The 21,072-nt window shown below is 66.5% G+C and carries 20 protein-coding genes; 8 read left to right on the top strand and 12 right to left on the bottom strand.

What is annotated here, in order from left to right; translation table 11 throughout:
• Positions 1–24: 24 nt before the first annotated feature.
• The 3 genes from CG471_RS06050 to CG471_RS06040 form a co-directional block, all read right to left on the bottom strand.
• Positions 25–1,047, bottom strand: coding sequence for a phytanoyl-CoA dioxygenase family protein (locus tag CG471_RS06050; RefSeq protein WP_180275623.1), 1,023 nt, complete (start codon positions 1,045–1,047; stop codon positions 25–27).
• A gap of 147 nt (positions 1,048–1,194) precedes the next feature.
• Positions 1,195–2,166, bottom strand: a complete 972-nt coding sequence (locus CG471_RS06045; RefSeq protein ID WP_257211441.1) for a quinone oxidoreductase — start codon at positions 2,164–2,166, stop codon at positions 1,195–1,197.
• Positions 2,166–2,867, bottom strand: coding sequence for a dienelactone hydrolase family protein (locus CG471_RS06040; protein WP_099231159.1), 702 nt, complete (start codon positions 2,865–2,867; stop codon positions 2,166–2,168). The genes CG471_RS06045 and CG471_RS06040 overlap by 1 nt, the downstream gene beginning before the upstream one ends.
• A gap of 164 nt (positions 2,868–3,031) precedes the next feature.
• Here CG471_RS06040 and CG471_RS06035 point away from each other — a divergent pair, with 164 nt between their 5' ends.
• The 7 genes from CG471_RS06035 (at position 3,032) to pepN (ending at position 11,545) form a co-directional block, all read left to right on the top strand.
• On the top strand, positions 3,032–3,289 hold the full coding sequence (locus tag CG471_RS06035; RefSeq protein ID WP_004209166.1) for a DUF6489 family protein: 258 nt from the start codon (positions 3,032–3,034) through the stop codon (positions 3,287–3,289).
• Positions 3,290–4,576: a tRNA uridine-5-carboxymethylaminomethyl(34) synthesis GTPase MnmE gene (gene mnmE, locus CG471_RS06030; RefSeq protein ID WP_099231157.1), complete on the top strand. Its 1,287-nt coding sequence runs from the start codon at positions 3,290–3,292 to the stop codon at positions 4,574–4,576.
• Between the two features lie 89 nt (positions 4,577–4,665).
• A complete protein-coding gene (gene mnmG / locus CG471_RS06025; protein ID WP_099231155.1) occupies positions 4,666–6,516 on the top strand; it encodes a tRNA uridine-5-carboxymethylaminomethyl(34) synthesis enzyme MnmG in 1,851 nt (616 codons plus the stop codon).
• A complete protein-coding gene (gene rsmG, locus CG471_RS06020; protein ID WP_099231153.1) occupies positions 6,513–7,154 on the top strand; it encodes a 16S rRNA (guanine(527)-N(7))-methyltransferase RsmG in 642 nt (213 codons plus the stop codon). The genes mnmG and rsmG overlap by 4 nt, the downstream gene beginning before the upstream one ends.
• Positions 7,151–7,933 (top strand): ParA family protein, encoded by a 783-nt coding sequence (locus CG471_RS06015; protein ID WP_004209162.1) that lies wholly within the window; start codon positions 7,151–7,153, stop codon positions 7,931–7,933. Before rsmG ends, CG471_RS06015 begins: the two co-directional genes overlap by 4 nt.
• Positions 7,930–8,859: a ParB/RepB/Spo0J family partition protein gene (locus CG471_RS06010; protein ID WP_004209161.1), complete on the top strand. Its 930-nt coding sequence runs from the start codon at positions 7,930–7,932 to the stop codon at positions 8,857–8,859. Before CG471_RS06015 ends, CG471_RS06010 begins: the two co-directional genes overlap by 4 nt.
• A gap of 82 nt (positions 8,860–8,941) precedes the next feature.
• Positions 8,942–11,545 (top strand): aminopeptidase N, encoded by a 2,604-nt coding sequence (pepN, locus tag CG471_RS06005; RefSeq protein ID WP_099231151.1) that lies wholly within the window; start codon positions 8,942–8,944, stop codon positions 11,543–11,545.
• 42 nt (positions 11,546–11,587) lie between these two features.
• Here the strand turns inward: pepN and CG471_RS06000 are convergent, their stop codons facing one another.
• From CG471_RS06000 to CG471_RS05985, 4 genes are read right to left on the bottom strand one after another with little or no spacing between them, the layout of a single operon-like run.
• Positions 11,588–12,202, bottom strand: coding sequence for an ABC-type transport auxiliary lipoprotein family protein (locus tag CG471_RS06000; protein ID WP_180275622.1), 615 nt, complete (start codon positions 12,200–12,202; stop codon positions 11,588–11,590).
• An 11-nt stretch (positions 12,203–12,213) separates the two neighbouring features.
• Entirely contained in the window at positions 12,214–13,176 is a 963-nt protein-coding gene (locus tag CG471_RS05995) for an MlaD family protein (RefSeq protein WP_099231149.1), read from the bottom strand.
• A 3-nt stretch (positions 13,177–13,179) separates the two neighbouring features.
• Positions 13,180–14,055 (bottom strand): ABC transporter ATP-binding protein, encoded by an 876-nt coding sequence (locus CG471_RS05990; protein ID WP_004209157.1) that lies wholly within the window; start codon positions 14,053–14,055, stop codon positions 13,180–13,182.
• A complete protein-coding gene (locus CG471_RS05985) occupies positions 14,055–15,167 on the bottom strand; it encodes an ABC transporter permease (RefSeq protein ID WP_004209156.1) in 1,113 nt (370 codons plus the stop codon). Before CG471_RS05985 ends, CG471_RS05990 begins: the two co-directional genes overlap by 1 nt.
• Positions 15,168–15,265: 98 nt before the next feature.
• Here CG471_RS05985 and CG471_RS05980 point away from each other — a divergent pair, with 98 nt between their 5' ends.
• Positions 15,266–15,940 carry an HAD family phosphatase gene (locus CG471_RS05980; protein ID WP_180275621.1) on the top strand — a complete coding sequence of 225 codons (675 nt, stop codon included), beginning with the start codon at positions 15,266–15,268 and terminating at the stop codon, positions 15,938–15,940.
• 2 nt (positions 15,941–15,942) lie between these two features.
• Here the strand turns inward: CG471_RS05980 and CG471_RS05975 are convergent, their stop codons facing one another.
• The 5 genes from CG471_RS05975 to CG471_RS31170 all read right to left on the bottom strand — a co-directional run.
• On the bottom strand, positions 15,943–17,796 hold the full coding sequence (locus CG471_RS05975; protein WP_180275620.1) for an AsmA-like C-terminal region-containing protein: 1,854 nt from the start codon (positions 17,794–17,796) through the stop codon (positions 15,943–15,945).
• A gap of 67 nt (positions 17,797–17,863) precedes the next feature.
• A complete protein-coding gene (locus CG471_RS05970) occupies positions 17,864–18,796 on the bottom strand; it encodes a 2-hydroxyacid dehydrogenase (RefSeq protein ID WP_099231143.1) in 933 nt (310 codons plus the stop codon).
• A complete protein-coding gene (locus CG471_RS05965; RefSeq protein WP_180275619.1) occupies positions 18,796–20,136 on the bottom strand; it encodes a cystathionine gamma-synthase family protein in 1,341 nt (446 codons plus the stop codon). The genes CG471_RS05970 and CG471_RS05965 overlap by 1 nt, the downstream gene beginning before the upstream one ends.
• A 194-nt stretch (positions 20,137–20,330) precedes the next feature.
• Positions 20,331–20,633: a type II toxin-antitoxin system RelE/ParE family toxin gene (locus CG471_RS05960; RefSeq protein WP_099231139.1), complete on the bottom strand. Its 303-nt coding sequence runs from the start codon at positions 20,631–20,633 to the stop codon at positions 20,331–20,333.
• Positions 20,630–21,072: CopG family ribbon-helix-helix protein (locus tag CG471_RS31170; protein ID WP_257211439.1), on the bottom strand; the 443-nt coding region annotated here is incomplete at its 5' end. The genes CG471_RS05960 and CG471_RS31170, both read right to left, overlap by 4 nt.

Genomic DNA, 21,072 nt, shown 5'->3' with positions numbered 1-21,072 from the left:
CTATCGCAATCGGCCCGCCCACGCTCAGTCGTCGGCGGGCCTTTTCATGCCTGCGGGCCGCCAGGGATGGCCGATCCAGCGCGCTACGGCATCGCGCAGCCCCCAGCGCAGGTTGATGCGCCGTTCGGTGATGCCGGGCAGGCTCCAAATGTCGAGCCCCACCAGCGGGCGGAAGGGGTTGCGCCGGCCATAGGCCCAGAGTTCGACGCGGGTGGAACGCTGTGCCGCTTCGCCCCGCGCATGGAAGCCGAATGTGTCGGCGATCACCAATTTGTTGGCAGGGACCGGAAACTGGCGCGGCGGGGGGAGGCCAAGACCGGCCAGTTCCGCTTCGTCGATCCGCAGCGATCCGCGCGCCGACAGGCGGCAATCGCCATCACGCGCTGTCAGGCTGCGCTGTTTCTCCCAGGCCGCGCGCGCGGGGGTCAAGCGATGCGATCCGGGCACATAGGTGAAGGGGCCGCCTTCGGCCGGGACATCCTCCAGGAACAGCCAGGCCTTCATCGCGGGATGGAAGGTATCGGCGTGCAGTTGGGTCTGCGGATCGGGCGCGCCGTCCCGCCGATGGGTGAGAATGGTCTGGATGTAGATCAGCGGCTCGACGTTGAAGCCGGCGGCATAGCGCGCCAGCGCACGCCAGCGGGGATGATCGAGAAAGCGGGCCATAGCGGGCATGGCGCGCCGTGCAGCCCCGTCCAGCGCGTAACGGCGGGTGATGGTGTGGCCCTGTGCCATTTCACGTGGAACAGCCTGATAGGCCGCAATCTGCTCGCGCAGGGCAGCAAACTGCTCCGGCGGCAGGAAGTCGCGAATCTCGATGAAACCGTCGCGATCAAAGGCATGACGATCGGCTGCGGAGAGATCTGCGGCGAGACGCGAGCGACGACGGGCTGTCATCCATTGGGCGAGCCTGACGCGCCCGACATGGAGGCCCAGCGCATTGAGCCGGGACGAACCGATCAGCGGATTGTCGAGAAAAGATTTGGCGCCAGTTGCCAGCTGCACGGTCCACCATGGCAGCAGGATCAGCTTGGCCAATCGGGGCATGTTCTTGTTCTTCCGGGACGGCTGCATCTCCTGTCGGATACTGCAAATGGCGATCAATAGGGAAGGGCGGGCAGACCGCCTGCACAAAAAAAGGGACGGCATGTGCAAATGCCGTCCCTGATAGGATTATGCAGATCAACCAGAGGCTTAGGGGATCAGGATGGTGCTGCCGGTCGTCTGGCGCCCTTCCAATGCGCGATGGGCGTCCGCGGCGTCGGCAAGAGCGAAGCTCTGGCCGATCTGCGCTGACACGATCCCGCGTGCCATACGGTCGAACAGGCGTTCGGCGGTGTTGGCCAGATCTTCCGCCGTCGCGACATAGTCGAACAGGGTCGGGCGGCTGATATAGAGCGAGCCATTGCGGCTGAGGTCGAGCAGGCTGATCGGCGGCACCGCGCCCGATGCATTGCCATAGCTGACCAGCAGGCCGCGGCGGCGCAGGCTCGCGAGCGATGCGGCCCAGCTATCCTTGCCGACGCCATCATAGGCGACGGCGACGCCCTTGCCGTCGGTCAGGTCGCGCACCTGTGCCACCAGATCGTCGAGCGGGCCGGACAGGCTGTGATCGGCATCGACTTTGGCCGCCTTTTCCGGCGATCCGCTATGGGCGATCACGACCACGCCCTTGTCGCGCAGCCAGGGCACCAGCACCGATCCCACGCCGCCCGCGGCGGCATGAACCAAGGCGACATCGCCGGGCAGCAGATCGATCATGTCCTCGGCGAGGTAGCAGGCGGTCATGCCCTTGAGCATCATCGCGGCGGCATCGCGCGTGCTGACAGCATCCGGGATGCGCACGACCCGATCGGCCGGGACGATGCGGTGGGTGGCATAGGCGCCCAGGCCCGCCGCGCAGCCGACCTTGTCCCCCACGGCAATGCCGTTGACGCCAGGACCGACGGCGAGGACATGGCCCGCACCCTCCGATCCCAGCGTCAGGGGCAGGGGGGCAGGGTAGAGGCCGGTGCGATAATAGGTGTCGATGAAATTGAGGCCGACCGCATCCTGCGCGATCAGTACCTCGCCCTCACCCGGCGCGCCGGGATCGAAGCGCTCCCGCTCGATCGCCTCGGGCCCGCCATGGGCCCGGACGATCATCCGCCATGCATCACCCGACATCAGGCGAGCGCCTGCGCGAAGAAGTCGGCGGTGCGGCGGTCGGCCAATTGCGCGGCTTCCTCGACCCGGCGATCGCCCATCTCGGCGGCGAAGCCATGATCCAGCCCTTCATAATCATGCAGGGTGACGTGGCGGTTGTCCTTCAGCCCGTCATGCATCTTGGCCTGAACATCAGCGGGGACGAAGCCGTCATGGGTCGGGATATGCAGCATGGTCGGCTTGCCGATGGCATGTTGTTCGCCCAGCAGCCCGTCGATGCCCACGCCATAATAGCCGACAAAGGCATCGCCATCGGTGCGGCAGGCGGTCATGAAGGCAACGCGGCCGCCCAGGCAATAGCCGACGACGCCGACCTTGGCCGGGCCTTCCAGCATCGCGCGCGCGGCGCGGATGGTCGCCTCGATATCGCGGACGCCCTGATCCTGGTTGAAGCGGGGGATATAGTCGAGCGCCTGCTGCATCTGTTCGGGGATGTCAGCGTCCAGCTCGATATGCGGATCGATGCGCCAGAACAGGTCGGGCGCGATCGCCAGATAACCGGCGCGGGCCCAGCTGTCGCACTTGCGGCGGATGCCTTCATTGACGCCGAAAATTTCCTGGATGACGATGATCGCCGCCTTGGCCGGGCTGTCGGGCGTGGCGACATAGGCGTCGAACTGGCCGTCGCCTTCCAGCGTCTTGATCGGAATATAGTCTGCCATGGGATATCCTTCCGCCTTGGAGAGTCTGTTGGTCGAGGCGCATATTGGCGCCTTGGGCGAGGGGCGCAAGCGCGCTGTCACGCCCAAAAAATTTGCCATCGCCGGCCTGTTTGCGGCATGAGATGGAGCGACAGGCGGATGACCGCGACAGGGAAGGGCAGCAGATGAAAGTGACCGTCGACGTGGATTGCACCCCGGCCGAGGCGCGCGCCTTTCTGGGCCTGCCGGACGTCAGCCCCATCCACGACAAATATATCAAGACGATGCTGGACAGCATGGACGGCATCGGCAGCGTCGAGCAGATGGAGACCCTGTTCAAGAGCTTCTCGCCGATGGGCGATGCCGGCGTGCGCCTGTTCAAGCAGATGATGGATATCGGCCTGTCCGGCATGGCGGGCAAGAATGGCGACAAGAAGGATTAAGTGAGCGAGACGATCTTCGCCCTGTCGAGCGGTGCGCCGCCGGCGGGGATTGGCGTGGTGCGCGTCAGCGGCCCGATGGCGGGTGCGGCGTTGCAGGCGCTGGCCGGGCGACTGCCCACCCCCCGCATGGCGAGCCTGGCGCTGCTGAGCGATCCGCGCGACGGTACGCCGCTCGACCGGGCGTTGCTGTTGTGGTTGCCGGGGCCGCGCACCGTGACGGGCGAGGATATGGCCGAGCTCCATTGCCATGGCGGCCGCGCGGTGATTGCGGCGGTCGAGGCGGCGCTGGGGGCGATGCCGCAGTTGCGCCGCGCAACTGCGGGCGAATTCACCCGCCGCGCCTTTGCCCATGGCCGCATGGACCTGAACGAGGTCGAAGGATTGGCCGATCTGCTGGCGGCCGAGACGCAGCAGCAGCGGCGTGCCGCGCTGGCGATGATGGAGGGCCATTTCTCGCAGCGGATCGACGGCTGGCGGATGCGGCTGCTCGACCTGTCTGCGATGGCCGAAGCGGCGCTCGACTTCTCCGACGAGGATGATGTCCCCGACGCCGATATCGAGGCGCGGATCGGGCAGGGGGTGATGGCACTGGCGGATGATGTCGGCGCACTGTTATCCGCACCTTCTGCCGAGCGGCTGCGCGACGGCATTCGGGTTGTGCTGGCCGGGCCGCCCAATGCCGGCAAGTCGACCTTGCTCAACCGGTTGGTGGGACGCGAGGCGGCGATCGTGTCCGACATTGCCGGCACCACCCGCGACCGGATCGAGGTGCCCGCTGCGATCGGCGGCACCGCCTTCCTGTTCACCGACACGGCCGGGCTGCGCGACGAGACCGGCGATGCGATTGAGGCGATCGGCATCGATCGCGCACGCGCCGCGCTGGAGGCGGCGGACATCATCCTGTGGCTGGGCGACCCGGCCGAGGCACCGCGCGAGGATGCGCTGCTGATCGCGGCGCAGAGCGATGTCGCGCTATATGGTTCCGACCGGGCCGGTTTGCGTCTGTCGGCGCGGACGGGGGCGGGGGTGGACGCGCTTGTGACGATGCTGCTCGATCGGGCGGCGACGCTGCTGCCGGGCGAGGGCGACTACGCCCTGCATGCGCGGCAGCGGGAGGGCGTGCGGGCTTTGCATGACCATCTGATCGCGGCAGGCGCGGCCCGTGATCTGCTGGTATTGGCGGAGGAGTTGCGCCTGGGACGGCGGACGATTGATGCGCTGACCGGACAGGCGGGGACCGAGGATATGCTCGACCGTCTCTTCTCGGGATTCTGTATCGGGAAGTAGGTGAAATTTCCGCGTGTGATGGCTAATAGTGTGATGTTCCACGTGGAACGCTTTTGACCGCAGGCCCCTGAATCTGATATGGGGCCGGCATGCGAACAAGCTATGATGTGATCGTGGTCGGTGGCGGCCATGCCGGCTGCGAGGCGGCCGCTGCGGCAGCGCGCAAGGGCGCTGCGGTGGCGCTGCTCACCTTCGAGCGGGCGACCGTGGGCGCCATGTCCTGCAACCCGGCGATCGGCGGTCTGGGCAAGGGCCATCTGGTCCGTGAAGTGGATGCGCTCGACGGCTTGATCGGCCGCGCCGCTGACGCCGGTGCCATCCATTATCGCATGCTCAACAGCAGCAAGGGCGCGGCGGTGCAGGGACCGCGCGTGCAGGCCGACCGCAAGCGCTACAAGGCGGCGATCCACCGGATGCTCGACGCCCAGACGGGGCTGGAGATTGTCGAGGGCGAGGCGATCGGCCTGATCGTCCGCGAAGGCACTGTGGCGGGTCTGGCGCTGGCCGATGGCCGGACGCTGGCGGCGCCCTCGGTCGTGCTCGCGACCGGCACCTTCCTGGGCGGCAAGCTGTTCCGGGGTGAGGATGTGGATGTCGGCGGTCGCACTGGTGAGCGGGCGGCAACTGCGCTGGGCGTGCAGTTGCGCGAGATCGGCCTGCCGATCGGCCGGCTGAAGACCGGGACGCCGCCGCGCATCGACGGCCGCACCATCGACTGGGCGGTGCTGGAGGAGCAGGCGTCGGACGGCGAGGGCTGGACCATGTCGCCGTTGTCGGATCATCGGCCGCTGCCGCAACTGGCTTGTGCCATCACCCGCACCAACGAACGGACCCATGCGATCATCCGCGAAGGGCTGGGGCGGTCGCCCTTGTTCAGTGGCGCGATCGAGGGGCGGGGGCCGCGCTATTGCCCGTCGATCGAGGACAAGGTGATCCGCTTCGGCGATCGCGACGGCCATCAGATCTTCCTGGAGCCCGAAGGGCTGGACGATGCGCTGGTCTATCCCAATGGCATCAGCACCTCGCTGCCGGCCGATGTGCAGCGGGCCATGATCCGGTCGATGCGCGGGCTGGAGCATGCCGAGATCGTCGTGCCGGGCTATGCGGTCGAATATGACCATATCGATCCGCGCGCGCTGGATGCCAGCCTGGAAGTGCGGGCGCTGCCCGGCCTCTTCTGCGCGGGGCAGATCAATGGCACGACCGGCTATGAGGAGGCGGCGGCCCAGGGGCTGGTCGCCGGCACCAATGCCGCGGCGCGGGCACGGCGCGAGGCACCGATGATCCTCGATCGGGCCAGTTCCTATATCGGCGTGATGATCGACGATCTGGTGTTGCAGGGCGTGACCGAACCCTATCGCATGCTGACCGCGCGGGCCGAATATCGCCTGCGGCTGCGCGCCGACAATGCCGAGACGCGGCTGGGCGAGATCGGCCTGGCCCATGGCATCATTGGTCCGGATCGGGCGGCGCGCTTTGCCGCACGGGCCAGTGCGCGTGCCGCGATCGAAGCGGAATTGGCGCAACCCTTTACCGCGACCGAGATGGCGCGGGCAGGGGCGAGTGTGCGGCAGGATGGCGCGCGGCGCAGCCTGTTCGAATGGGCGCGCTTCCCCGAGGTGCAGGCCGATCTGCTGGTGACGCTGGCGCCGAGCCTGGCAGAGGCGCCGGCTGACCTGCGCGCCGAGATATTGGAGGACGCCCATTATGCGCCCTATCTCGAACGACAGGATGCGGAGATTGCCGCCCTGCGTCGGGATGAGCGCGTGGCCATTCCGGCGGACTTCGACTTTGCCAGCGTCGGCGGCCTGTCGACCGAGATGATCGAGCGGCTGGACGGGGCCCGTCCCGACACGTTGGCCGCTGCGGGCCGTATCCGCGGCATCACCCCGGCGGCGCTCGCCGCTATCCTTGTCCATGTGCGGCGGAAGGCAGCATGACCGAAGACGAAGCGCGGGCCTGGCTCGACGCGCATTTTGATGTTCCACGTGAAACATGGGATCGGCTGGAGCGCTATGTGTCGCTTTTGCTGTCCGCGATGGACGAGCAGAATCTGATCGCCGAATCGACGCGGCCCCATGTCTGGGCGCGGCATATCGTAGACTCGGCCCAGCTGCTCCTGCATGCCAAGGATGCGGGGGAGGGGCTGTGGATGGACCTCGGCTCTGGCGCCGGCCTGCCCGGCATTGTCGTCGCCAGCATGTCCGACCGGCCGCTGATCATGGTCGAATCGCGCCGCAAGCGGATCGACTTCCTCAATGATGTGATCGCCGAGCTGGGGCTGAGCAACGCCTCCGTCTTTGGCGGTCGGGTCGAGGTCGCGCCGCCGACCAAGTCGGCCGTCATCAGCGCCCGCGCCTATGCGCCGTTGCCCAAATTGCTCCAGTCGGCCCAGCATCTGTCCGATGAAAAGACGATTTGGGTGCTGCCCAAGGGACGAAATGCGCAGAATGAACTGGAGACCGCGCGTCCGGCATGGCAAGGTGCGTTTCATGTGGAACGCAGCGTGACCGACGCCGACAGCGCCATCATCGTCGCGCGATCCGTCAAACCTGTCAAAAAGAAGGGTCGAGGATGATTTGTATCGCCATCGCCAATCAGAAGGGCGGAGTCGGCAAGACCACCACGGCTATCAATCTGGCGACCGGCTTGGCCGCGACGGGGCTGCGCGTGTTGCTGGTCGATCTCGATCCGCAGGGCAATGCCTCGACCGGGCTGGGCGTCAATCATGCCGATCGCGAACGGTCGAGCTATGACCTGCTGGTCGGCAATTGCGAACTGGACGAGGCGGTGGTCACCACCCGCGTGCCCAAGCTGGACCTGATCCCGGCGACCCAGGATCTGTCCGGCGCCGAGATTGAGCTGATCGATTATGAGCAGCGCACCCACCGGCTGGAACGGGTGCTGGCTGAGGCCCCGGCTGGCCGCTGGGACATCTGCCTGATCGACTGTCCGCCCTCGCTCGGCCTATTGACGGTCAATGCGATGGTGGCTGCGCAGTCGCTGCTGGTGCCGTTGCAGTGCGAATTCTTTGCGCTGGAGGGGCTGTCGCAGCTGTTGCAGACGGTCGAGCGCATCCGCAGCCGGTTCAACACCGGCCTGTCGATCTTGGGCGTGGCGCTGACCATGTATGATCGCCGCAACCGGCTGACCGATCAGGTCGCCGACGATGTTCGCGCGGTGCTGGGCGACCTCGTCTTCACCACCGTCATTCCGCGCAATGTGCGCCTGTCCGAGGCGCCGAGCCATGGCGTGCCGGCGCTCATCTATGATTTCCGCTGTTCGGGGTCGGAAGCCTATATGCGTCTGGCGCGCGAATTGATCGCGCGTCTTCCCCGGCAGGAGGTAGCGGCTTGAGCGACGAAATTGGGGAAAAGCAGAAGCCGGTAAAGCGGCCGCACGGTCTGGGCCGTGGCCTGTCGGCGCTGCTGGGCGATGTGAGCCGGGAAGAGCCGGTGGCGGCGAGCGCCAACAGCGCCGCGCCGTCGAGCAAGGCGGTGCAGAATATCGAGGTTGCGCTGATCCAGCCGCACCCGGAACAGCCGCGCCGTCATTTCGACCAGGATGCGTTGCAGGAGCTGGCCGACAGCATCGCCAAGCGCGGCGTGATCCAGCCGATCATCGTGCGTCCGCACGGCGGTGGTTTCCAGATCGTCGCGGGCGAGCGGCGCTGGCGCGCGGCGCAGAAGGCGCAGCTGCATCGCATCCCGGCGATCGTGCGCGACTTCGACGAGCAGGAAACGCTGGAAATCGCGCTGGTCGAGAATATCCAGCGCGAGGATCTCAACCCGATCGAAGAAGCCGAGGCCTATCGCAAGCTGATCGGCGAATTCCATCATAGCCAGGAAGCGCTGGGCCGCATCGTCGGCAAGTCGCGCAGCCATATCGCCAATCTGATGCGCCTGCTCGACCTGCCCGATCCGGTGCAGCAGGCGGTGTCGCACGGGCGGATCAGCATGGGCCATGCCCGCGCGCTGATCGGCGTGCCGGGCTGCGAATCGATGGCGTTGATGGTCGAGCAGAAGGGGCTTTCGGTCCGCGAGACCGAGCAGCTGGTGCGCAAGACCAAGAAGGGCGAGGATGCCGAGCCCAAGTCGCGCGGCGCAACTCCCGGTGGCAAGGATGCCGATATCGCCGCGCTGGAACAGCATCTGGCCGATATTCTCGGCCTGAAGGTCGAGATTGCCGACAGCGGTGAGGGACCGGGCACATTGTCGCTGCGCTATTCGACCCTCGACCAGCTGGACATGCTGTGCCAGCGCCTGTCGGGCGAGCGGATCTAAAAACGCCGCGTCGGTTCGGTTCTGGATGAGGGGGACGTGCAAAGCGCTTCCCCCTCACAGAATCAGGCACTAGGCTGGTGCCATGGCCGATATCCAATCCACCCAAGCCGCCGCCCCCGCCATCATCCGCCGCGCCGATTATCGCGTGCCCGACTGGCTGATCCCCGACATCGCCCTCGACTTCGACCTGGATGCCGCGCGGACGCGGGTCTGGTCCGACATGTCGGTGGCGCGCAATGGTGACCATGACCGGCCGCTGCGGCTGGACGGTGACGGGCTGGTGCCGCTGGCGGTGAAGGTCGACGGCCGCAGCCTCAACGAAACGGAATGGACGCTGGAGGCCGGCGCGCTGGTTGTGCCGCTCAGCGATGCGACGCACAAGGTCGAGGTGCTGGTCGAGCTGGCGCCCGAGAGCAACAGCAAGCTGATGGGCCTTTATGCCAGTGGCGGGCTGCTCTGCACCCAGTGCGAGGCGGAGGGCTTCCGCCGCATCACCTTCTTCCCCGACCGGCCGGATATCCTGTCGCGCTACAGCGTGAAGCTGACCGCCGACAAGGCGCGCTACCCGATCTTGCTCGCCAATGGCGATCCGGTCGAGCAGGGCGATCTGGAGGGGGGCCGCCATTGGGCGCTGTGGAATGATCCTTTCCCCAAGCCCTGCTATCTCTTCGCGCTGGTGGCCGGCGACCTCGCCTGCAACGCCGACCGTTTCGTGACGATGAACGGGCGCGAAGTGGCGCTGGGCATCTGGGTGCGCGAGGCCGACCTGCCGCGCACCGACCATGCGATGCAGGCGCTCAAGAACAGCATGGCCTGGGACGAGCGCGTCTATGGCCGCGAATATGATCTGGACGTGTTCAACATCGTCGCGGTGGCCGACTTCAATTTCGGCGCGATGGAGAATAAGGGCCTCAACATCTTCAATTCGCGCTACATATTGGCCGATCCCGAGACCGCGACCGACATCGACTATGATGGTGTCGAGGGCGTGGTGGCGCATGAATATTTCCACAACTGGTCGGGCAATCGCGTCACCTGTCGCGACTGGTTCCAGCTGTCGCTGAAGGAAGGCTTCACCGTCTTTCGCGACCAGAATTTCTCGGCCGACATGGGCAGCCATGCGGTCAAGCGGATCGAGGATGTGCGCATCCTGCGCGCGGCCCAGTTCCAGGAGGATTCCGGCCCGCTGGCGCATCCGGTGCGGCCCGAATCCTACATGGAAATCAGCAACTTCTATACGGCGACCATCTATAACAAGGGCGCCGAGCTGATCCGCATGATGGCGCTGATGCTGGGCGCGGAGCGGTTCCGCGCCGGCACCGACCTCTATTTCGACCGGCATGATGGCGAGGCGGCGACCTGCGAGGATTTTGTCCGCGCGATGGAGGAGGGCGGCGAGATCGACCTTGGCCAGTTCCGCCGCTGGTATGAGCAGGCGGGCACGCCCCATGTCCGCGCGCTGCTGAGCCATGATCCGGTCAGCCGCACGGCAGAACTGTTGCTGGAACAGAGCGTGCCGGCGACGCCGGGCCAGCCCGACAAGCGGCCGATGGCGATCCCGCTGCGCGTCGCGCTCTATGATCCGGCGACCGGCAGCCATCATGGTGACCAGTTGCTGATGCTGACGGAGGCGCAGCAGCGTTTCACGTTCGACAATTTCGCCAGCCTGCCGATCCTGTCGATCAACCGCGGCTTTTCCGCGCCGGTGATCGTCGAGACCAATCGCAGCCAGGCCGACCTTGCCTTCCTGTCGGCGCATGATGACGATCCCTTCGCCCGTTATGAGGCGATGCAGCAGCTGATGGTCAATGTGCTGGTCGGCCAGGTGGCGGGCCAGAGCGTCGATATGAGCGCGGTGGTCGACGCGGTGCGCAACACCATCACCGATCCGCTGCTCGATCCGGCCTTCGTCGCGGAGGCTGTGCGCCTGCCGAGCGAAGCCTATCTGGGCGACCAGATGAAGCAGGTGGACCCGGATGCTATCCATGCCGCCCGCGATGCCCTCCAGACGCGCCTGGGCGCCGATCTGGAGCCGCTGTGGCGCGATATCCATGCCAGAACCAAGGCGAACGGCTTTGCGGTCTCCCCGGCCGCCAAGGGCGCGCGCAAGCTGCGCAATGTCGCGCTGCTCTATTTGGTCGCCTCGGGCGCCGAAGACGGCCCGGCGATCGCCTATGCCCAGTATAGCGAGGCCGACAACATGACCGAACGCCAGTCGGCACTGGCGACGCTGGCAAGCGGCACCAGCCCTGAGCGGGAGGCGGCGCTCGACATCTTCTATAATCGCTACAGCGACGACGCGCTGACGCTGGACAAATGGTTCCAGACCCAGGCCTTCGCCTTCCATCCCGATACGGTGGAGCTGGTTGCAGAGCTGGGCCAGCACAAGGCGTTCACGCTCAATAACCCGAACCGGGTGCGATCGCTCTATGGCGCCTTTGCCGGCAACCAATGGGCGTTCCACCACAAGTCGGGCAAGGGCTATCGGCTGGTCGCCGACTGCATCATCGCGCTCGACAAGCTCAATCCGCAGACGGCGGCGCGGCTGGTGCCGCCGCTCGGCCGCTGGAAGCGCTTCGATGAAGGCCGCGCCGCACTGATGCGGGCGGAACTGCAGCGCATCCTGAACGAGCCCGGCCTGTCCAAGGACGTGACCGAGCAGGCGAGCAAGAGCCTGGAGGGATAAGGGAAAGGCGGCGGCCGGGGCGCTCAAACCCCGGCCGGGCCATCAGTCCTTTTGCGCCGCGACCCAGGCGGCGACGTCGGTCGCCACCTTGTTGGCGGCGCTGTTGAGTGGCGCGCCGACGCTGCCGGCGTCGATCTTGCCGCCGACCGGCGCGCTGGCGGTGAAGCGCTGGCGGGCGATCGCGACGCCGGCCGGGGTCATCAGTGCCGCGTCGAAGGTGACGACGGCGTTGTTGCTGGCCTGGTCGATGGTGAAGCTGATCAGCTCGCCGCTCAGGCGCTGGCCGCCGTCACCGGAAAACTGGCCGGGATCGAGCACGATCCGGTCGGTGGTTGCCGACACGGTTTCGGCCAGCAGGCGGCGGAACAGATGGCGGGGCGTTTCGGCCCATTGCACCTTGGTGACATAGGCGACGGAGGTCGGCGTCACCTGCACCGGCACGCGCACCGTGTCGATGACGCGCGCGGCTTCGGGATCGACGATGATCAGGCTGCGGCCGCCGCCGGCATTGCTCTGCGTGCCTGTCGGCACCTTGTGCGCGGCGTCTAGCGTCAGCAACTGCTGCGGCGGCTTGCTGCCGATCGAGACGCAGCCGGACAGGGCGATTGCAGCGGCCAGCGCCAGCGATGCGCCACCCAGTTTCTTGTGGACCATCATCCGGCTCCCTTTCATGGCTTATAGTCGGGCAGCTGGGGCGATCCGACGATCGAGCCCGCGCCCTGCTGGTCGAGTTTTTCGGCGACGCCGCGGAAGGCGCGCGACATTTCGCGCAGGTCGCGAACCAGGCGATTCACTTCCGGCATGGTCTGGTTGCTGAAGGCATGCACGCCCGGCTGCGCTTCGGCGATCGTCTTGTCGAGCGTGTCGATGCTGCGGCTGGCCGAGGCGACGCTCTTGCGCAGGTCGGCCATCAGCGGACGGCCTTCGTCGTTGATCAGGCCGTTGGTGGTCGCGGCCAGCTCGCCAATCTGCTGCGCGGCGACGCCGGTGCGCTGCACAGCGATGCGCGCTTCGGCGAGGGTCGCGGCGATTTCCGGGCTGCGATCGGCCAGCGATCCGGTCACCCGGTCAAGATTGGCGAGGATGCCGGCGATCGACTGCTGATTCTTGTCGTTGAGCAGCTCGGTCAGCTTCTCGGTCAGGGTCGACAGCCGCTCCAGCAGCTGCGGCGCATTGTTGAGCAGTTCGCCCAGCGCACCCGGCTTGGTCGGGATCACCGGCACGCCGTCGGGACAGGCGGAAGTGATATTCTCGGCCGGGCAGATGATCGGCGGCGCGCCCTTGACCGCGCCGTCCAGCACGATCTCGCTGACGCCGGTGAAGCCCACGCCGGCGATTGTCGCGGTCGTGCCCTGCAGCACGGGGGTGCCGTCCTTCACCGAAATGCGCACCTTCACGAAGCTGGGGTCGCGCTTCCACAGCTCGATCTTCTCGACCTGGCCGGAAGGGACGCCGGAATAATTGACGCCCGATCCCTTGGCGAGGCCGTTCACCGACTGCTTGAAGAAGATGTCATATTCCTTGTTGTCGCCCTGCGACAGGCGCGAGAACCAGAAGGCCGCCGCCATGATGGCGGCCAGCAGCAGCAGCGTGACCGCGCCGACCAGCACATGATTGGACCGGGTTTCCATATCCTATTGCCTTCCGTCCGCTTGTTTTTCGGCAGCGGCCTTGCCGCGTTCGCGCGTGACCGCCGCGGTTGCGGCGCGGCCTCGCGGACCGTTGAAATATTCCTGAATCCAGGGGTGATCGAGCGCCAGCAATTCGTCGATCGTCCCGACCGCGATCACCTTCTTGTCGGCCAGCACCGCGACACGGTCGCAGATCGAATAGAGGGTGTCGAGATCATGGGTGATGAGGAAGACGGTGAGGCCCAGCGTTTCCTGCAACTTGCGCGTCTGGTCGTCGAATGCGGCCGCGCCGATCGGGTCGAGGCCCGCGGTCGGCTCGTCGAGGAACAAGAGGTCCGGGTCGAGCGCCAGGGCGCGGGCCAGGCCGGCGCGCTTCTTCATGCCGCCCGACAGTTCGGCCGGATATTTGGGGCCGGCTTCGGCCGGCAGGCCGGTCATGCGGATCTTGTAGGCGGCGATCTCGTCGCGCAGCACCGGGCCGATATTGGGATAATATTCGCGGATCGGCACTTCGACATTCTCGGCCACGGTCAGCGTCGAGAAGAGGGCGCCACCCTGGAACAGCACGCCCCAGCGCTTGCGGATCGCCAGAGCCTCGTCATCGTCGAGGCGGCCGACCATATCCTCGCCAAAGACATGGACTTCGCCCTCGTCGGGCACCTGAAGGCCGATGATCGAGCGCATCAGCACCGACTTGCCGGTGCCCGATCCGCCGACCACGCCCAATATCTCGCCCTTGCGCACGTCGAGGTCGAGATTTTCGTGGACGGTCTGGTCGCCGAAGCTGTTCTTCAGGCCGCGCACCGAAATGGCGATGTCGTCGGACGCGACCGCGCGCTCGATCCGCTCTTCCTTGGCCTGGCGTTCATCGGTGGTCATCAGTTCCAGCCCACCCAGGTGAAGAAGACGGCGAAGAAGGCATCGAGCACGATCACCAGGAAGATCGCCTGGACCACGGCCGCCGTGGTGCGCAGGCCGACTTCCTCGGCATTGGCCTTGACCTGCATGCCCTGGAAACAGCCGCTGATGCCGATGATGAGGCCGAACACTGGCGCCTTGATCAGGCCCACCCACAGATCGTGGATCGGCACCACTTCGCGCAGGCGCTGGACGAAGGTGATCGGCGGAATGTCGAGCGACACGGCGCACAGGAAGCCGCCGCCGATGATCGCGATGATCGAGGAATAGAAGCCGAGCAGCGGCATCATCACGACCACCGCCAGGGTGCGCGGCAGCACCAGCGCCTCCATCGGCGAGACGCCGATGGTGCGCATCGCATCGACCTCCTCGGTCAGCTTCATCGTGCCGAGCTGCGCCGCGAAGGCGGAGCCGGAGCGACCGGCGACCATGATCGCGGTCATCAGCACGCCCAGTTCGCGGAAGGTGAGGCGGCCGACCAGGTTGATGGTCAGCATCTCCATGCCGAACTGGCGCAACTGGACAGCGCCCTGCTGGGCGATGACGATGCCGATCAGGAAGCTCATCAGGCCGATGATGCCCAGCGCCGAGACGCCGACCACCTCGAACCGCTGGACCACGGCATTGATGCGGAAGCGGCTGGGATGGCGGATCAGGCCCCAGACCGTGACCAGCACGCCGCCAAAGAAGCCGAGCAGGCCGACCAGCGTGTTGACGGAATTGATCACCGCCTCGCCGATCTGGCCCAATACCCGGTTGAAGGGGGAAACATAGGTCGGGCGGATATCGACCGGCTCGTCGATCTTGCCGACCGCGCCGATCAGTCGCTTGCAGTCCGTGCTGCCGCCGGACACTTCGGTTTCCAGCCGCTTGGCGGTGCGATGGATGGTCCAGGCGCCGATCGTGTCCATATGATCGATATCGGCGACGTCGATGCTTGCGACCGGGCCGGAAATGGCATCCAGCCGGTTCGGCATGTCGTGCAGACAGGCGATCGACCAGGTGCCGGACAGGCGTATGACCTTGCCGCCGTCGTCGCGGCTTTCCTCAACGAGATCAGCGGCTTTGTTCATGTGGAGGGATTAGTGGTCCATTATCGGTTGCGCGGCAAGCCGAAACGGCCCATCCGCCAGACAGAACGACGGGCAAGGGCAAAAGTTTCGGACACGGCATGACATACAGGCTGGCGATTTACGACATGGACCGCACGGTGACCTTTTCGGGCACCTATACCGGCTTTCTCATCCATGTGGCCGCCCATATGGCGCCCTGGCGATTGATCTTCCTGCCGCTCATTCCCTTCGTCATGCTGGCCTATGTGGTGAAGCTGATCAGCCGCCAGACGCTGAAGGAAACCAACCAGTGGCTGATGATCGGCGGTCGCGCCGACCGGACGAAGTTGCAGCCGCATATCGAAAGCTATGCCGACAAGGTGATGGCGAAGAATGTCCGCGCCGGCGCGCTGGAGCAGATCGCCAAGGACCGTGCGGCGGGCTATCGGCTGGTGCTCGCCACCGCCTCCTACCGCCTCTATGTCGAGGCGATCTCGCGGCGGCTGGGCTTCGACACGGTGATCGCGACCGACCATGTCGGGCAGGATCTGCCCTATGTCCGCGCCAAGATTTCCGGTGAGAATTGCTATGACACCGGCAAGCTGCGGATGATCAAGGCGTGGATGGCGGCCGAGGCGATCGACCGCAGCCAGGCGCATATCCGCGCCTATTCCGACCATGTGTCGGACGCGCCGATGCTGGAGTTCGCTGACGAGGCCTTCGCGTCCAACCCGCATCCGCCGCTCGCCAAGCTGGCGGCCGAGCGCGGCTGGACGCGGGTGGACTGGAGCTAGGTTCACCGCATCGCTGTGCGGGCGAGCGCGTCGCAATCGGCGTCGCCCACGGTCGGCTGCTTCTCGCCGCCGATCGCATCGCCGATCATCCTGATGATGCCCTTGGCCGAACGGGCGTCCCTGGGCAGCTGAATATCGGGGGTCTTGATCGTGCCGCCGACCGGTACGCTGCCCTTCAGCCGTAACAGGCTGTCCTGCTTGGGAACCCCATTCAGTGCCAGCGCCAGCCGCTCGTCCGACAGGCGGATCGTGCCGGTGGCATGGGTCTGGGCGCGGGAGGTGTCGATCAGCACCGGACCCGGCCGGGCGATCCCGTCGCGCACATCCAGCCGGGTGATGATGCAGCGCAGGACGGCTTCCTTCCGCTTCGACAGGGTCAGGCCGCGGCCGACATCCTGCCCCATCAGCGCGGCGGTGCGGTCCGGGATGCGGCCGTCGCGGGCGACCAGCGCGATCGTGCCGGTCGATGTGCCCAGCGCCTGACGGATGGTTCTGCCCCGTCCCCTGACCGCGACCCGGCCGACCAGCGCGCCGTCGATCCGGGCGTCGGGGAAGAAATCGAGCAGCCGTGCGCCGCGCATCGCCATGGCGATATCGAGTAGGGGACCGCCGTCGCGCTGATCGACGCCGATCCGGCCCGACAGCGTGCCGCGTGTGAGGCCCAGCGTCAGCGGTTCGACTGACAGCCGGCTGCGTTCCAGGCTGATCGTGCCAGTGAGCGAGCGGAACGGGCTGGGGCCGGGCCACAGCAATTGCCGGACCTGGAGGTCCAGTTTGCCGTCCGTGTGATCGACGGTGGCGAGGTCGATCGCCGTATCGGGGATCAGGCGCGGTCCGAGCTGCGCGCGCTTGGCCGCCGCCTTCGCCTTGCCGGCATTGCTCGACAGATCGTCGAAATCGAAGCGGTCGGCGCTGAGCGCGCCGTCGATCCGGGTACGGCCGTCGCGTTTGCGGATGGTGGCATGGCCGGCAATGTCGGACCGGCCGATCGTGCCTTTCAGCCCCTCGACGATCCAGTCCGGCCGGTCGCGCGTGACCCGCGCGGTCAGGCGGACCGGCTGGGTGCCGGGCAGGCCGGCCTCGATGATGGCGTCGAGCAGGGCGAGGTCGGTGCCATGGGCGGTCGCCTCGCCGCGCAGATGGCCGATGTCGAGCGGGCCATCCATGGTGCCTTTCAGGGTGAAGCCGACCGCATCGCCACTGATCGCCGCGTCGAACGGCCAGCGCTGGCCCGGCCGGCTGTCGCGGATCGGGCCGCCGGTCGCGGTGACGGTCACGGGATGGCCGCGCACATCGCCGCTGCCCGACAGGCGCAGGCCGCGCGGATCGACCGTCAGCGCGGCATCGACCGATCGCCCGCGCTTGTCGTCGCGATAGGCGATGCGGCTGTCGGCGACGATCAGGCTGTGCAGCGCCGGACGGCCGCCGCGCCGATCGCTGCCCTTGCTGCGCTCGCCGCTCCAATTCTCGCGGCCCTGCGCGTCGCGATAGAAATGGAGCCGGGCGCGGCGGGCCTCCAGCCGCTCCAGCACCGGTCCGCCGGTCAGCAGGCCCCAGACCGAAAAGCCGGCGCGGATCTCGCCGATCCGGGCCAGGTCGGGCAAAGCGGGCCTGACCCATCCGGGTTGCGGCACGCGCAGGTCGCGCAGGGTGACGACGGGGTGGAAGGACAGGCTGTCCTCCCGCGTCATCGCGCCGATCGTCACCGGCTTGCCGATGCGGTCGGACAGGCGGCGTTCGATCGGCCCCTTCATCCAGCCCCAGGGAAAGGCGGCGAGCGCCAGCAGCAGGATCGCGCAAAGCAGGATCAGGCCCACCAGCCCACGCACCACCCATCCTTTTGCCCCGCTGGCCATTCCTGTCGCTCTCCCGTCCGGCCCGGTCGGCCGTGTCGGCGCTCAACGCGCGGCGTTGCGGCTTGGTTCAGAGCACACGATTGGGCAGCGGTTCTTCCGCCACGAAGGCGCGGATATTGGCGAGCAGCATCTGCGCCATCTGCGCCACCGCCGCGTCGGTCGCGCCGCCGGTGTGGGGGGTGAGGATGCAGTTCGGCACATCGGCCCAGCGCGCCGGATCGGTCGGTTCCTGCGCATAGACGTCAAGCGCCGCGCCGCCCAGCCGGCCGGCGCGCAGGGCGTCGATCAGCGCGTCCTCGTCGACCAATTGCCCGCGCGCGACATTGACCAGCAGGCCATTGGGGCCAAGCGCATCGAGGATCGCGGCGGAGATCATGCCGCGATTGTCGTCGGCCGCCCGCGCGGCGACGACCAATATGTCGCTCTCGCTCGCCAGTGCCGCCAGGCTCTCGCTGCGCGGCCAGGCGAGGCCGGGCTTGTCGCGCGGCCCCCACCAGCGGGTCGTCATGCGCAGCGCATCGGCGCGTGCCGCGATGGCGATGCCGATGCTGCCCATGCCGACGATGCCCAGCCGGGCGCCGGCGACCGAGCGGGTGATGGTCTTGCCGCCGGGCAGCCATTCGCCTGCGCGCAGCGCCCGGTCGCCGCTGACGATCTGGCGCCGATGGGCGAGGATCAAGCCGATCGCATGGTCGGCGACATCCTCCGCATTGGCGTCGCCCGCATGGCTGACGGCGATGCCGTTCGCCCGCGCCCAGTCGAGGTCGACCCCGTCATAGCCGACGGTGAAGCAGGCAATCAGCCGCAGCCGGCCCATCGCCGCCAGCATCGCGGGATCGAGCCGGAACTCGCCGGCCGTCACCACTATCTCCGCCTCGGCAAGGCGGGCGCGCCCGGCCTCCTCCCATAGCCCCATGACGTCATATTGCATCGCCAGGATCGGCAGTAGCGGCGCCAGATGGGGCTGGGCGATCAGGATGACCGGGCGCAGGCGCTCCATTATCCTATCGCCTTCAGCGCCTGGGCGAAGTCGGCGATCAGATCGTCGGCATCCTCGCAGCCGATCGAGATGCGCACCATATTGTCGCCGATCGCCAGCGCCTTCTTGCGCTCGGCCGGCACCGACAAATGTGTCATCGCGGCGGGATGGCTGGCCAGCGTCTCGGTACCACCCAGACTCACCGCCAGCTTGGCGATCTTGAGCGCGTCAAGGAAGGCGAAGGCCTCCGCCTCGCCACCCTTCAGATAGAGCGAGAAGGTGGAGCCGGCGCCGGTGCAGTGGCGGCGATAGATATCGGCCTGCCGCTCGGTTTCCGGGAAGCCGAGATAGACGACCTTCTCCACCTGCGGCTGGTCCTTCAGCCAGGTGCAGACCTTCTGCGCATTCTCGCCGGCGCGGCTCATCCGCAATTCCAGCGTCTCCAGGCTGCGCAGCAGCATCCAGGCGCTGTGCGGGTCGAGGATCGTGCCGATCGTGTTGCGCATCAGGCGAATGCTGTTGATGAGCGCGTTGGACCCCAGCACGCCGCCGGCGACCAGATCGCTATGCCCGCCGGCATATTTGGTCAGGCTGTAGATGACCAGGTCGGCGCCATGGTTGATCGGCCGGTGCCACAGCGGCCCCAGGAAGGTATTGTCGATCGCGATCGGCGGGACATGATCCTCGCCGGCAAACAGCGCGTCGCGGCGAGCGACCACCGCCTCCAGATCGACCAGCACATTGGTCGGGTTGGCCGGGCTTTCCAGATAGAGCATGGCGACCCGGCCCAGCCCCTTGGCCTTCTCGATCACCGCGCCAATCTCCGCCTCGGTCGCGCCGGCGGGGAAATCGAGCCACTGCACGCCAAAGCGGCCGAGGATGCGGCCGATCAGCGATTCGGTCGCGGCATAAAGCGGGGCTGAATGGACGATCACGTCGCCCGGCTGCACCAAGGCGAGCAGGGTGGTGGCGATCGCCGACATGCCGCTGGAAAAGAGCAGGGCGTCCTCCGCTTCCTCCCACACCGACAGCCGATCCTCGGCAATTTCCTGGTTGGGACCGTTGAAGCGCGAATAGACGAGGCCCTCCGCGCCGCCGGGGCGGATGCCGGTCACCCCCTCGAAATGGCGCTTGCCTGCGGCCGCGCTCTCGAAGGCGAAGGTGGAGGTAAGGAAGATCGGGGGTTTCAGCGATCCTTCGGACAGGGTCGGGTCATAGCCATGGCCCATCATCAGGGTCGCGGGCTTCAGCTTGCGGCCGTCAATCTCCAGGATCGGGGCCTTGGGGCGGCGGCGATTATGGGGCGGCTCGACGCCGGTCAGGTCGGCTTCGGTGACGGGGGGCGGGGTTTCGCCGGTCATGTCATTCTCCTGCATCTGGCGGCCTCTGCTGTGCCGCTCATGGATGGAGGGAGTGTAACGCAGGAGCGGGGCAGGGGGCCAGCGGAGAGTGATATAATCTTTCGTGACGGGGTATGATTGTTTCTAAGCGATGACCGATTGCGGGGAGCAGATATTCTTTCGCCATGGCAGGCGACCATGAGCCGGCAATCAGGTCAAATGCGCCGATCGTCGCTATCGCGCAACGGGGGCCATTGGCGCTTGGTATGAATGATGGTGAGAATCCAGATGGTGTCTGCGTATATCTCATAGATTAATCGGTAACTGCTGTGCGGCGTGAGTTCCCGCGTGCCGGGCACTTCGCCTTCATGCCCCAGCATCGGGAAATCGGCGAGTCGGGCGACCGCCTCGCTGAACAGATCATCGATCCTGACGGCGGCGTCGCCATCGTGCGCCGCGAGATAGTCCCATATATCGGCGCGGTCCTGGCGCGCCTCCGGCGTCCAGAGAATTTTCACGCGTGATTGGAAAGGCGCGCGCGGCGGTTGGTAAATTCCGCTTCGATCTCGTCATGGTCATAACCTTGGCCCGCCTGCATCGAGGTGCGCGCCAGAGCCACCTTGCGCTCGACGAAACCACTATGCTCACGCTTCATCCGTTGGCGCTCGATAAATTCCCGCATCAGTTCCCGCACGACCTGCGAAGCCGGTCGATGCAGGGCATCCGTCTCAGCCATGAAATCTGCCCGGAGATCGGCTTCCAGCTTCATCGTAAAAACGGCTTCCTTGGCCATGATCTCCACTCCGGCTGGTAATGATATTGTATATACGTCATCATTGCCAACGCGACAAGGCAATCGAGCGTCCTTCAAAAACATATTGGGATCATGCTGACGGAAATCAGCTGCTGTCCGATACGGCGAGTCTGTCTTTGCACCCGAATGGCCGTCTTTGGCGC

The organism is Sphingobium sp. IP1 (assembly GCF_002708645.1).
GTDB classification, from domain to species: Bacteria; Pseudomonadota; Alphaproteobacteria; order Sphingomonadales; family Sphingomonadaceae; genus Sphingobium; species Sphingobium yanoikuyae.
The sequence above is the reverse complement of the archived record's forward strand: the minus strand, read 5'-3'. Positions and strand labels throughout refer to the sequence as shown.

Coding starts and splice junctions, on each gene's coding strand:
- CG471_RS06050 (WP_180275623.1), bottom strand. CDS start 1,047: ATGCCCCGATTGGCCAAGCTGATCCTGCTGCCATGGTGGACCGTGCAG.
- CG471_RS06045 (WP_257211441.1), bottom strand. CDS start 2,166: ATGTCGGGTGATGCATGGCGGATGATCGTCCGGGCCCATGGCGGGCCC.
- CG471_RS06040 (WP_099231159.1), bottom strand. CDS start 2,867: ATGGCAGACTATATTCCGATCAAGACGCTGGAAGGCGACGGCCAGTTC.
- CG471_RS06035 (WP_004209166.1), top strand. CDS start 3,032: ATGAAAGTGACCGTCGACGTGGATTGCACCCCGGCCGAGGCGCGCGCC.
- mnmG (WP_099231155.1), top strand. CDS start 4,666: ATGCGAACAAGCTATGATGTGATCGTGGTCGGTGGCGGCCATGCCGGC.
- rsmG (WP_099231153.1), top strand. CDS start 6,513: ATGACCGAAGACGAAGCGCGGGCCTGGCTCGACGCGCATTTTGATGTT.
- CG471_RS06015 (WP_004209162.1), top strand. CDS start 7,151: ATGATTTGTATCGCCATCGCCAATCAGAAGGGCGGAGTCGGCAAGACC.
- pepN (WP_099231151.1), top strand. CDS start 8,942: ATGGCCGATATCCAATCCACCCAAGCCGCCGCCCCCGCCATCATCCGC.
- CG471_RS06000 (WP_180275622.1), bottom strand. CDS start 12,202: ATGATGGTCCACAAGAAACTGGGTGGCGCATCGCTGGCGCTGGCCGCT.
- CG471_RS05995 (WP_099231149.1), bottom strand. CDS start 13,176: ATGGAAACCCGGTCCAATCATGTGCTGGTCGGCGCGGTCACGCTGCTG.
- CG471_RS05990 (WP_004209157.1), bottom strand. CDS start 14,055: ATGACCACCGATGAACGCCAGGCCAAGGAAGAGCGGATCGAGCGCGCG.
- CG471_RS05985 (WP_004209156.1), bottom strand. CDS start 15,167: ATGAACAAAGCCGCTGATCTCGTTGAGGAAAGCCGCGACGACGGCGGC.
- CG471_RS05980 (WP_180275621.1), top strand. CDS start 15,266: ATGACATACAGGCTGGCGATTTACGACATGGACCGCACGGTGACCTTT.
- CG471_RS05975 (WP_180275620.1), bottom strand. CDS start 17,796: ATGGCCAGCGGGGCAAAAGGATGGGTGGTGCGTGGGCTGGTGGGCCTG.
- CG471_RS05970 (WP_099231143.1), bottom strand. CDS start 18,796: ATGGAGCGCCTGCGCCCGGTCATCCTGATCGCCCAGCCCCATCTGGCG.
- CG471_RS05965 (WP_180275619.1), bottom strand. CDS start 20,136: ATGACCGGCGAAACCCCGCCCCCCGTCACCGAAGCCGACCTGACCGGC.